At 65.0% G+C, this 11,604-nt stretch carries 9 protein-coding genes; 2 read left to right on the forward strand and 7 right to left on the reverse strand.

The window, feature by feature from the left end:
• Positions 1 to 9: 9 nt before the first annotated feature.
• Together WQQ_RS19805 and WQQ_RS19810 are read right to left on the reverse strand one after the other, a co-directional pair.
• Positions 10 to 1,332: a sigma-54-dependent transcriptional regulator gene (locus WQQ_RS19805; protein ID WP_007187041.1), complete on the reverse strand. Its 1,323-nt coding sequence runs from the start codon at positions 1,330 to 1,332 to the stop codon at positions 10 to 12.
• Positions 1,317 to 2,705, reverse strand: a complete 1,389-nt coding sequence (locus tag WQQ_RS19810; protein WP_192813006.1) for a PAS domain-containing hybrid sensor histidine kinase/response regulator — start codon at positions 2,703 to 2,705, stop codon at positions 1,317 to 1,319. Before WQQ_RS19810 ends, WQQ_RS19805 begins: the two co-directional genes overlap by 16 nt.
• A gap of 295 nt (positions 2,706 to 3,000) precedes the next feature.
• On the opposite strand from WQQ_RS19810, the gene WQQ_RS19815 reads away from it, so the two are divergent.
• Positions 3,001 to 3,975 carry a chemotaxis protein CheB gene (locus WQQ_RS19815; protein WP_083844661.1) on the forward strand — a complete coding sequence of 325 codons (975 nt, stop codon included), beginning with the start codon at positions 3,001 to 3,003 and terminating at the stop codon, positions 3,973 to 3,975.
• Between the two features lie 6 nt (positions 3,976 to 3,981).
• On the opposite strand, the gene WQQ_RS19820 is transcribed toward WQQ_RS19815, so the two are convergent.
• From WQQ_RS19820 to WQQ_RS19840, 5 genes are all read right to left on the reverse strand, one after another.
• Positions 3,982 to 6,213 carry a CheR family methyltransferase gene (locus WQQ_RS19820; RefSeq protein WP_007187044.1) on the reverse strand — a complete coding sequence of 744 codons (2,232 nt, stop codon included), beginning with the start codon at positions 6,211 to 6,213 and terminating at the stop codon, positions 3,982 to 3,984.
• Between the two features lie 160 nt (positions 6,214 to 6,373).
• The gene (rpoN, locus tag WQQ_RS19825) at positions 6,374 to 7,777 is read right to left on the reverse strand and encodes an RNA polymerase factor sigma-54 (protein WP_007187045.1); all 1,404 of its coding nucleotides are present in this window, start codon (positions 7,775 to 7,777) and stop codon (positions 6,374 to 6,376) included.
• A gap of 277 nt (positions 7,778 to 8,054) precedes the next feature.
• Positions 8,055 to 8,543, reverse strand: a complete 489-nt coding sequence (locus WQQ_RS19830) for a hypothetical protein (RefSeq protein ID WP_157534806.1) — start codon at positions 8,541 to 8,543, stop codon at positions 8,055 to 8,057.
• 14 nt (positions 8,544 to 8,557) lie between these two features.
• On the reverse strand, positions 8,558 to 9,727 hold the full coding sequence (locus tag WQQ_RS19835) for a zinc-dependent alcohol dehydrogenase (protein ID WP_007187047.1): 1,170 nt from the start codon (positions 9,725 to 9,727) through the stop codon (positions 8,558 to 8,560).
• 69 nt (positions 9,728 to 9,796) lie between these two features.
• On the reverse strand, positions 9,797 to 10,612 hold the full coding sequence (locus WQQ_RS19840; protein WP_007187048.1) for an SDR family NAD(P)-dependent oxidoreductase: 816 nt from the start codon (positions 10,610 to 10,612) through the stop codon (positions 9,797 to 9,799).
• Positions 10,613 to 10,822: 210 nt separating this feature from the next.
• Between WQQ_RS19840 and WQQ_RS19845 the strand changes: the two genes are divergently transcribed.
• Positions 10,823 to 11,560 (forward strand): response regulator transcription factor, encoded by a 738-nt coding sequence (locus WQQ_RS19845; protein WP_007187049.1) that lies wholly within the window; start codon positions 10,823 to 10,825, stop codon positions 11,558 to 11,560.
• Positions 11,561 to 11,604: the final 44 nt, after the last annotated feature.

Here is an 11,604-nt window from a genome sequence, read left to right on the forward strand (position 1 = left end):
CTTCTTCGATCAGCCCTGGTATTCGTCGAGACGGTTGTAGAGCGTCTTCAGGCTGATGCCGAGCACTTCCGCGGCACGCTTGCGCACGCCCGAGCAGGCCTCCAGTGTCGACAGGATGAGACGGCGCTCGGCCGCGGCAAGCGAAGTGCCGACCGCGATCTCGATGTGGCTCTCGAACGGCTTGGGTTCGGCGATCGCCTGCATGCCGCCCAGCAGGTGGACGGCGTCGATCTCGTGCTCCGCATGCAGGTAGCCGCGCAGCACCGCATTGTTCAGCTGGCGTACGTTGCCGGTCCAGCGTTCGGCCATGAGCGCCTCCATCGCATCGCGCCCGAAGCGCTTGCCCGTGCCGTGTTCACGGTTGAGCTCGGACAGGAAATGTCTCGCCAGCAGTTCGATGTCGTCCCGTCGCGCGCGCAGCGGGGGCATCTGCACCGTGAACACATTGAGACGATGCAGCAGGTCGGCTCGCAGCAGGCCCTTGGCGACCGCAGTCGCCAGATCGTGTTGGGTTCCGGCGACGATGCGCAGGTCGACGTAGATGTCGCCTCCGCTGCCCGGACGACGAAAGCGTCCGGTCTCCATCAGGCGCAGCAGCGCCGCCTGCACAGTCGACGCCAAGCCGGTGATCTCGCTGAGATACAGCGTGCCGCCGTCTGCGCTTTCGACGTAGCCGGCCTGCTGGGTCTGCGCGTCTCCGAACAGTTCGGCGGCGAGGCGCTCGGGCGTAAACGCTTCGCAGTCGACCGGGACGAAAGGCTGGCGCGCGCGACGAGACAGCTCGTGCAGCGTCTGCGCCGCGAGCTCCTTGCCGGAGCCGCTTTCGCCCTGGATGACGACCGGCGCGGAAGTCTGCGCGATGCGTTCGAATTGCGCGTACAGCGTGCGCATCGCGGGCGACTGGCCGACGAGCCGGCCGCAATGCCCGAGCTCCGCGAGCTGTCGGCGCAGGCCGCCGATCTGCTCCTGCAACTCCGAACTGCGCGGCACGCGGGCGAGCACCGCGTGCAGGCGTCGCACGTCGATCGGCTTGGTGAGGTAGTCGGTCGCACCGGCGCGCAACGCCTCTACTGCGCTGTCGATCGTCGCATGGCCGGTGACGAGCACGATCTCGGTGTCGCGCCGGGGCAGCAGCTCGTTGATCAGGTTCATGCCGTAGCCGTCGGGCAACTGCAGGTCGATCAATGCGATGTCCGGTGTTTGCGTGCTCAGATGACGGCGCGCCTGCGACAGATCGCCCGCGATCGCCGTGGTGAAGCCTTTGACCTCGACCATCGCCGCGAGCGACTCGCGCGAGGCGGCGTCGTCCTCGACGATCAGGGCGTGAGGCATGAACTGTGCTCCAGGGGGGCCGCCTGCGGGGACGCGGGCAGCAGGATGCTGAAGACGGAACCACGACCAGGCTGGCTGTGCAGCAGCACTGTTCCTCCATTGTTGCGAGCGAAGCTGATCACCTGCGACAGACCCAGGCCGGTGCCATGGCCTTTGTCTTTGGTGGTGAAAAACGGCTCGAAGATGCGCTCCGCCATTTCGGGCGCGATACCACAGCCCGAATCGTGCATTTGAATCTCGACGTAATCGCCGGCCTCGATCTCGAGCCCTTCCACATCGGCAGGACCGAATTCGCGATTGCGCGCGCGCAACTCGATGCGGCCTTCACCGGCGACCGCGTCGCGCGCGTTGATGCAGAGGTTCAGCAGCGCCAGATGCAGCTCATTTCGATCGACGCAAACCGACCACAGGGCGGGCTCTATGATGATGTCGAGCCGCAGGTTCGAACGTAGCGAATTACCCAGCAGATCGCGCAATTCGCTCCTGTCGTCGGCGAGCTTGAGTTGCTCGACGAGCTGGGCGCCTGGCTTGCCGAAGCTCAGCAGGCGGCTGGTGAGCTGGCCGCCGCGATCGGTGGCTTTCAGGATCTGCGCGACCAGCGAAGAGCGCCGCCGGCTGTCTTCGGTGCAGCTCAGCAGGTAAGCATTGTTGCCGATTACCGATAGCAAATTGTTGAAGTCGTGTGCCACTCCACTCGCGATCATGCCCAGGGCTTCGATCTTCTGCTTCTGCTGCAGCTGGGCCTGCGCCTTCCGGGTCTCCGAGCTGTGTTCCGCAGCCTGTCGGCTGAGCGTGGCATTGGCTTGCATGAGCACGGTTTCGGCAAGCTTCATCGCCGTTACGTCGGTGACAAGGCCAATGACCCAGCGGCTGCCGTCGGGGCGAAGCACCAGGCCGCCGCGCGCAGCCAGCCAGTACAGCGCCCGGCCTGCGGGCCGTACGCGAAACTGCACGTCGACTTCGTCGCCTTCGGACTGGCAGCGCTGCAGGCTGTCCCTGAGCAGTTCCCTGTCCGAAGGCTTTAGGCGCTCCTGCCACATCGTGGCATTCGTGGGGGGAGCCGGGCCGAACAGACTCGTGATTTCGGGATCGCCGCCGCCGATCAGCAGTTCATCGGTATCGGGATTCCAATCCCAGCGGCAGGCCCGCGCATAACGCAGGGCGAGGTCGAGACGAAGCTCGTGTTCGCGGATCGAGGCCCGGGTGAGCCGCTGCGCCTGCTCCGTGGTGCGTCGCTCGACGCTCTCTAAGGCTTCACGCAGTTGCCGACGGGTATCACGCAAATGCGCTCCGAGCGCTTCGAGAACCTCGGTTCCGCGTTCCAGGCGCGGGATGGCGGCGGAAATCTCGCGCGGCAGGAGTTCTGCCTGCAATCTACGCGCGGTCGAATCTATCGCGAGATATTTCTGACGAGAATGGTCGACTTCGGATTGCAGCCTCTGTATTTCAGTATAAAAACGGCTGGACTCTCCGAGCATGTCCTCGACTGCAACTTTCATTTGCTCGATTTCGGTTTCCGCCAGGCGCAATTTGGCCCGCAGCGAGGTCTCCGAATCCATGTTGCCAGCATGCAATTCCATTGCACTAGACCTGATTCTCGCCCACTGAGAGGGCTTCGAAGTTTCCATTCATGGGCGTGTCGGGGAGCCGATTTTTATACTGTAAACCATGAATACGGGACGAGACATTATCGTCATCGGAGCTTCGGCAGGCGGGGTCAAGGCGCTGATGAAGCTCTGCGCCGTCCTGCCGGCGGATCTCGATGCTTCCGTCTTCATCGTCCTGCACCTGAACCCGTCAGGGCCCAGCTTGCTGCCCAGGCTGCTGGACCGCGTGTCTCCGCTTAAAGTGAAAGCGGCAGTCCACGGCGAGGTTCCGCAGGCCAGGCACATCTACGTCGCTCCTCCGGCGAGACATCTTCTGCTCCGATCCGGGCGCATGATCCTGAGCCGCGGGCCGGAGGAACATCATGTGCGCCCCGCAATCGATGTGCTGTTTCGTTCCGCAGCGGTGGCGTACGGTTCGCGCGTGATCGGCATGCTGCTGAGCGGCATGCTGGGGGATGGCACCAATGGGCTTATCCACATTCATCACGCTGGTGGCGTCTCGGTCGTGCAAGACCCTGCCGAGGCGCAGTGGAGCTCCATGCCGCGCCACGCGCTCAAGCACGATCATGTCGATCATTGCCTGACGATCGATCGGATGCCGGCGCTTCTGCAGCGCCTGGTACAGGAAACACCGGGCGAGAGCTCCCCGCTATCGGCCGACGTGATTTCGGAGGATCGCCTGGCCGAGCAGGATGTCGGGGACATGCGCAGCTTGAATGCGGGCGCGCATTTGGATGCGACACACCTCTCACCGGTTCGCGGCAGGGGCCTCGTATCGATCCAAGGCATCGGCCGCCAGCGCGTTGACGGCGATCCCCTCGAACGCGCGCTGGGCCTCGCGGTGCAAACGCATCGGGAACGCCGCTCGCTGTACCAGCGGATGGAAGATTCGGCCCGCGACAAGGGCTTTCGCCACGCCGAGCAGCGATGGCGGGAGATAGGTCGGGAGGCCGAGCATCTGATCAGGACGCTCGAACTCGGCATCGAAGAGCTCGTCACGCGATCAGCCGCCGCGTCGATCACCAAGGCCGGGTGAGCCGACTCAGGAATCCAGCAGCTGCCTTTCGGTGGTGTCGTGCAGCAGGGCCAGCACGACTGGCGGCGATTCCTTGCCGAAATACTGCATGCAGATTTCAGCGGGATAGCTGGCCCCGGAGGCGCTCTTGATGCGCGTTTCAAATACCACCTCGGCCTTGTCGCCTTGAACGATGGTGGCAACCAGATTCTGCACTGCGCTCGCCGGCACGTCGGGCATGAAATCGGTCAGCGCGAACTGACGCAGCTGCGCGAGGCTGTAGCCGAGTTTTTTCTCCGCGCCCTTGTTGACGAGCAGAAAACGCAGGCTCGTCGGCTCGAGAAAGTAAACCTCGTTGAGCGACTGGCCGACGAGACGGCCGAGCTGGCGCGTATATTCCTCGCGCTCGACCTGCTCGGTGATGTCCTCGGCGATCAGCACGACGCCGTGCACGGCATGGCTTTGATAGAGCAGGGGACTCAGGCGGATGCGGCAAGTCACCGAGCGGCCCCTGCGATCGACGCCGCTCAAGACGCGCTCGCTCTCGGTGTCGCCGCGCAGGATCACGTCTTGCAGGCCGTTCTCGAGCAGGTGCACGGGCAGGCCGATTTCGAGCGACAGGAATGGCTGGCCGATGACTTCGTCGGCGCGCATGCCCCAGGTGTTCTCGCTCCAGCGGTTCCACGACCGCACGGTCAAATCCGTGTCGAGCACGACGATGCCGGTATTGATGCTGCGCAGGATCGATTCCGAGTGCGTGCGATAGCGCGTGGCATCCTCGCTCTGCTGGCGCAGTTCCTCGTTGGAGGCCTCCATCTCCTCGGCCGTGGAGCGCAGCTCCTCGTTCATGGTCTCGAGCTCTTCGTTGGTCGACTGCAGCTCCTCGTTGGTGGTCTCGAGCTCCTCGTTGGTCGACTGCAGCTCCTCGTTGGTGGTTTCGAGTTCCTCGTTGGCCGACTGCAGCTCCTCGATCGTCGTCTCCAGGCTCTCCTGGGTCGCCTCGAGCTCGCGCTGGAGCTGGTCGATGCGCGTGTTGTCGATGAAGGTCAGCAGCGTGGCGTAGATGTCGCCGTTGCGTTCAATCAGCGGAACGATGTCGATCGCCAGTCGCATCGGGGTCGCCGACGGCCGCAGGAACTCCTGGCTTTCGAGATGCACCGGTTTGAGCTCGGCGCGAACCAGATCGATGCGGCTGCGCAGTTCGGAGGGCCGGTACGAGATCGGCAGATCCTGGAACGGCCGGCCGATGTCGGCTTCGCCGACTTCGAGCATGCGCCGCGCCGTCATGTTGGCGAAGATCAGCGTGCCGGCCAGGTCGACCACGAGATGGGCCGTGGGCACGTTGTCGATGATGGACTCGAGCATCTTGAGTTGCTGAGCAGGGCCGGCGTCGCGTGGATCGGCGCTCGCAAGCAGGCTGCCGCCCGCGCTGCGTCTCCACTCCTGCGGCACCTTACTGAAGATGCGGTGCCGACTGTTGAGCGGGCGAAACAACTTCGAGCGCGCAAGCTGGGTCTCGGCCTTGCCGAGGAACAGGTAGCCGTCGTCCTGCAGCGCATAGTGCAGGCGCGGCAGCACCACGTTCTGGGTATCGGTCTCGAGATAGATCAGCAGGTTGCGGCAGGACAGCAGGTCGATGCGCGAGATCGGTGCGTCGAAGACCACGTTGTGGCGGCCGAAGATCACGCTCTTGCGCAACTCGCGCAGCACGACGTACGAGCCGTTGGTGTTCTCGAAGTACTTTGCGAGCAGCGCCGGCGGCACGCCTTCGACTTCGCGTTCGCCGTAACTCGCATGTCGCGCGATGGCCAGCGCATGGTCGTCGAGATCGGTGGCGTAGATCTTCACGCGACGGCAGAACTCGTTGAGCCCGAGCGCCTCGGCGAACAGGATCGCCATCGAATACGGCTCTTCGCCCGATGCGCAACCCACGCTCCAGACCCGGATCGGCTCGTCGGGCTCGCAGCGCGCGAGGATGTGCGGCACCACCTCGTCACGCAGGATTTCCCAGGCCTCGGCATCGCGGAAGAACGAGGTGACGTTGATGAGCACCGTGTTGAGCAGCTCGACGAATTCCTGCGGATGGACTTCGAGGAAGGCCTGATAGGCGGCGAAGCTCTCGGCTCCGACTTCCTGCATGCGCAGCAGAATCCGGCGGCGCAGGCTCGTGCGCTTGTAGCCGCGAAAGTCGACGCCGCGGCTCTGCTGGATATGGTGGATCAGATCCTCGAACTCGGGGTCGGGCTCTTCGCGACTCATGAACGGCGTTTGCTCCCGTCTGCCTGACGTGTGACGGGCTGGTGGCGCTCGAACGCCGAGAGGCGCGGGAAGCGCTCCGGCCTCTTCCTGGGGCGCAAAGAGTAGCCCTGGCGCTGCATGCGCGCCAGAGCGGGAAGGCCGGGGAACAGTCAGGTTTTCCTCAACCCGGCGCACCGCGCAGCTCCGCGGGCACGATGCGCATCGCGTTGCGGTACTTGGTGACCGTGCGCCGGGCGACGAAGATGCCGCTGTCGCGCAGCCGCCGGGTCAGGGCGACGTCGGACTGCGCGATTCCGCCAGCGGGTTCGGCCGCGATCATTTCGCGAATCGCATTCTTCACCGCGGCCGAGGAGCCGGTGGCGCCGGTCTGGGTCTGCAGAACGCGCGGGAAGAAGTACTTGAGCTCGAAGACGCCGCGCGGCGTGGCCACGTACTTGTTGGCCGTGGCGCGCGAGACCGTCGACAGATGCAGGTCCAGGTCGTCGGCGATCTGCTTGAGCATGAGCGGCTTGAGCGCGCCGGGACCGTCGCTGAAGAACGCGCGCTGGCGCCGCACGATCGCCTCGCCGACACGCTGCAGCGTGTCGAAGCGCTGCCGAGAATGGCGCAGCATCCAGCGCGCTTCGAGCAGCTGCTGGCGCAGCCCGGAATGATCGCGCAGTTCGCGGTGGCGCATCAGCTCGATATAGCGGCGGTTGAGGCCGATGCGCGGCACGATGCTCGGATTGACCTGGGTCTTGAGCGCACGTCCGTCGTCGGTGACGACGAGATCGGGCTCCACGTATTCCTCGCCCACCGGCGCGAAGCGCAGGCCCGGCTTGGGATCGAGCGTGCGGATGATGCGATGCGCCTCGTGCACTTCGCCCGTCGTCACGCCGTAGCGCGAGGCGAGCAGGGCGTAGTCGCGCAGGGCGAGCAGCTCGAGCCCGCTCGCGACGATCCGCGCGGCCAGCGGGTTCTCGCATCCGCGCGCGCGCAGCTGCAGGCGCAGGCACTCGGCGAGATCGCGCGCGGCGATGCCACTGGGATCGAAGCTCTGGACGATGCGCAGCGCGCCCAGCAACTCCTGCGCGTCGACATCGCTGTCGGCCGCCTCGGCGATCGGGTCCAGATCGTCGCGCAGATAGCCGTCGTCTTCGAGCGATTCGATGATGATCAGCGCGCCGAGCCGGTCGCGGTCGCTCATCGGCTGCGCCCACAGCTGATCGCGCAGGTGTTCACGCAGCCCGCGTGGGGGCTGCGCGGTGGCGAACGGATCGTATCGGGCATCGGCGAACGCTGCGAGCGGCTGCTCACGAAACCAATCGTCTTCGCGCAGGAGCTCGGTTTCCTGCGGCGAGTCCTCGGTTTCGGTGGGAGCTTCGGCGTCGGAATCATCCCGAGCCGTATCCGAGGCGGCGTCCTCGCCGGTCGGTTCCTCGAGGAAAGGGTTGCTTTCGAGCGCCTCGCGAATCGCGACGGCGAGTTCGATCGACGACATCTGCAAAAAGCTCACGGCATGCTGCATCGCAGGCGAAAGCGCGAGGGATTGCCGTGCGTACAGCGACATCGATGCCGAGCTCATGATGAGAAGTCTCCTATGGACCTTGGTCAGGCCCATAGGGGCAATCCACATGCCATCGGCGGCGCTTCAAGTCATTGCTCTTGAATCGGAAAAAATGCCTGTTCGGATTGAAGCGAACGCCCTGGCGAAGCGGCTTTCCGAGTCAGTTTTACAAAGCCGGTGGCCGGCGGGGCCGCTCGGGCAGGCGATGTTTCCGGGCGCGCAGGTGCAGAACGCATCGATGCATCGGCAAGGCCGCGCGAATTGCGCCGGTGCACCGGCTCGCGCGGCTCCGAGCTCAGGCGATGTTGCGACGCTCCCAGGCCAGCGCAGCACTGGACTCCGTGCGGGCGAGTCCGCGCATCTGCTCGGGCGGCTGCGCGAGTCCGATGCGATCGCTGTAGTCGCGCGGCTCGGGCTTGTTCCGCTCGCGCGACTGCGGGCCTGCCGCACTCGCGCTGACGACGTCGAGCACGGTGACGCCCGCCACGGCGGCGAGACCCACCGCTCTGCCGCGGCCGGGACGCGCCGCCGCGAGCGTGGCCAGATCGAGCACATCGCCGGCGACGCGAGCCCACAGCCAGGCACTGCGGTGACGGCCCGACAGCAGGCCCAGGCCCGCGCCGATCTCGCGCAGGCCGTAGAGCTGCAGCAGCGTCGAACGGCCACGCAGGCCGAGGCGGTTCGCGAGCAGGGCGGGCGCAAGCAGTTCGGCCGCACCGAGCGCGAGGCTGAACCAGCCCAGGGCGCCCGCCGAGCGATCGGGGCTTACGGGAAGCTTGGTCATCATGGATGCTCCCATCAGGGCTTCAGCACGACTTTGATGCAGCTGTCTTCCTTGTCGCGGAAGGTCTTGTACAAGCCAGGGCCTTGTTCGAGCGGGGCGGTGTGGGTGATCACGAACGACGGATCGATCTGGCCTTCGACGATGCGGCGCAGCAGATCGTCGGTCCAGCGGTTCACATGCGTTTGACCCGTGCGCACGGTGAGGCCCTTGTTCATGAGCGCACCGAACGGCAGCTTGTCGACGAGCCCGCCATAGACGCCCGGCACCGACAGGATGCCGGCCGGCCGGCAGACGTAGATCATTTCGCGAAGCACGTGCGGCCGGTCGGTTTCGAGCATCACGGCCTGCTTGGCACGATCGTAGAGGCTGTCGAGCGAGCGCGTCGCATGCGATTCGAGGCCGACGGCGTCGATGCACTTCTCCGGCCCTTTGCCCTGCGTGAGTTCGTTGAGCCGGTCGAGCACGCTCTCGTTGTCGAAGTTGATCGGAATCGCGCCGCCGGCCGCGGCCATGCTCAGGCGCTCGGGCACGCGATCGATGCAGATCACCTGCCTGGCGCCCATCAGCACGGCGGATCGCACGCAGAACTGTCCGACCGGGCCGGCGCCCCAGATCGCGACCGTATCGGTGGGTTCGATCTCGCAGGCCGCGGCGGCCTGCCAGCCGGTCGGAAAGATGTCGCCGAGGAACAGCACCTGTTCGTCGGTCAGCCCATCGGGAATCTTCACGGCGCTCGCATCGGCGAAGGGCACGCGCACGTACTCGGCCTGGCCGCCCGCGTAGCCGCCGGTCAGATGGCTGTAGCCGAACAGGCCGGCCGTGCTGTGGCCGAACACCTTGTCGGCCATTTCCTTGTTGCGATTGCTGCGCTCGCAGACCGAGAAGTTGCCGCGCTTGCACTGCTCGCATTCGCCGCAAATGATCGTGAACGGAATCACCACGCGGTCGCCGACCCTGAGCCGCTTGTTGTCGGATCCGACTTCGACGACTTCGCCCATGAACTCGTGGCCCATGATGTCGCCATGCTGCATCGTCGGCATGAAGCCGTCGTAGAGATGCAGGTCGGAGCCGCAGATCGCGCAGCTGCTCACCTTGATGATGACGTCGCGGCCGTGCTCGATGGTCGGGTCGGGAACGGTGTCGTAGCGAATGTCCTTCTTTCCGTGCCAGCAGAGTGCTTTCATGTGATTGTCCTTGGGTTGGAACGAGAGCCGCGGTTTACCGCAAGCGGCGTTCCCGATGCCGCGCCGCGTTCAGTGGCGCGTCTTGCGCGCGGGCTGATCCAGCTTGCGCATGCCGCGGGCGACCGCCTGATCGGGAATCACATTGCTGACCGCGTCCATGATCCTGTTCTGCAGTCCGCTGACGATCGCCGGGCGGCCGGCCATGAGCGCCTCGTAGCCGTCGCGCGCGACCGCATCGGCGGGGCCGAGCTTGTCGTGCTGCACGGCCCACATGTCCTCGGCACCGGCCTTGTTGAAGAAGTCGGTATCCGTCGCGCCGGGGCGCAGCGCCGTCATCGTCACGTTGGTGCCCTTGAGCTCATCGATGACCGACTGGGTGAAGTTGTAGACGAAGGCCTTGGTGCCCGCGTAGACGGCCTGGTAGGGCGAGGGCGTTTTGCTGACCATCGAGGCGAGTTGCAGGATGCGACCGCTGTCGCGTGCGAGCATGTCGCGCAGGAACAGCTTGGTCAGCACCACGAGCGTGGTGACGTTGAGCTGGATGATGCTGAGCTCCTGATCGAGCGCGGTCTCCGCGAATCTTCCGTACGCCCCTTGCCCTGCGTCGTTGACGAGATAGTCCACGGTAATGCCTGCGGCCCTGATCTCGTCGTAGAGCTCCTGCGCGGCTTCGGGGCGGAACAGGTCCTTGGCGATGATCGTGACGTGCACGCCGCAATCACGCTTGAGCTCACGCGCGATGCGTTCGAGCATCGGCGCCATGCGGCTGACGAGCACGAGATCGTGGTCGTCCCTGGCGAACAGCTTGGCGAGCTCGTAGCCGATGCCGCTGCTGGCGCCCGTGATCAGGGCGGTCTGGCGGGTCGCGATGGACTTGGTTTTCATGTGCGCGGGTCCGTGTCGAATGTAAGCCGCTCATCAGCATCCGCCATGCCTGGGCGATCGATTCGCCGGCTCGCGGGTCTGCGCGAAGCCCCGGTTCGCTCGATCCCCTGCGCGACTGTGCACCTGTGGAAACAGCTCTGTTCAGTCCAAGCTCATTTCAAGACGGTTATTCATCCGTTCATCATCTTGTTATCGAATCACGGAGGAACTGTGCGGGCACTCGTAATCGAAGACGACGTTAAGCTGAGAGACAACATTTCGGGCTGCCTGGCCGAGGCCGGATTCGAGGTTATCGGCGCGCACGATGGCCGCAGCGGAATCGACGTGGCGACGCAGGACGGCATCGACGTCGCGGTCGTCGACGTGGGGCTTCCGTACGTGTCGGGCATCGACATCATTCGCCAGGTGCGGCGCGCCGGACGTGCGTATCCGGTGCTGATCCTGACCGCCCGTGACGGCTGGCAGTCGAAGGTGGAAGGGCTGGAAGCCGGAGCGGACGACTATCTGGTCAAGCCGTTCCAGAAGGAGGAGCTCGTCGCCCGCGTCAAGGTGCTGCTGCGCCGCTCGAACACGCAGACCAAGTCGGTGCTGCAGAGCGGTCCGTATGCACTCGATACCGCGGCGAAGTCGGTCAGCGTCAACGGCCAGCCCGTGGAGCTGACGAGCTACGAATACAACCTGCTCGAGCATCTGGTCACGCATGCGGGCAAGGTGCTGTCCAAGGATGCGCTGTCGAATTTTCTCTACGGCGGCGACGAAGAGCGCGACAGCAACGTCATCGAGGTTTTCGTGCGACGTCTTCGCAAGAAGCTCGATCCGGATGGATCGATCTCGCCGATCACCACGTATCGCGGCTCGGGTTACAGCTGGGAAGTCGAGCGTCCGCAGGAGGAGCGCTCGGCGGACAAGACTTCGGGTCTCATGGCCAATCGCGAGGCGGTCGTCTGATCGCAGGACACTTGAGCTCAGTTGAAGAAAGCCGCTCTCCGGAG

It is taken from the genome of Hydrocarboniphaga effusa AP103, assembly GCF_000271305.1.
Lineage (GTDB): Bacteria > Pseudomonadota > Gammaproteobacteria > Nevskiales > Nevskiaceae > Hydrocarboniphaga > Hydrocarboniphaga effusa.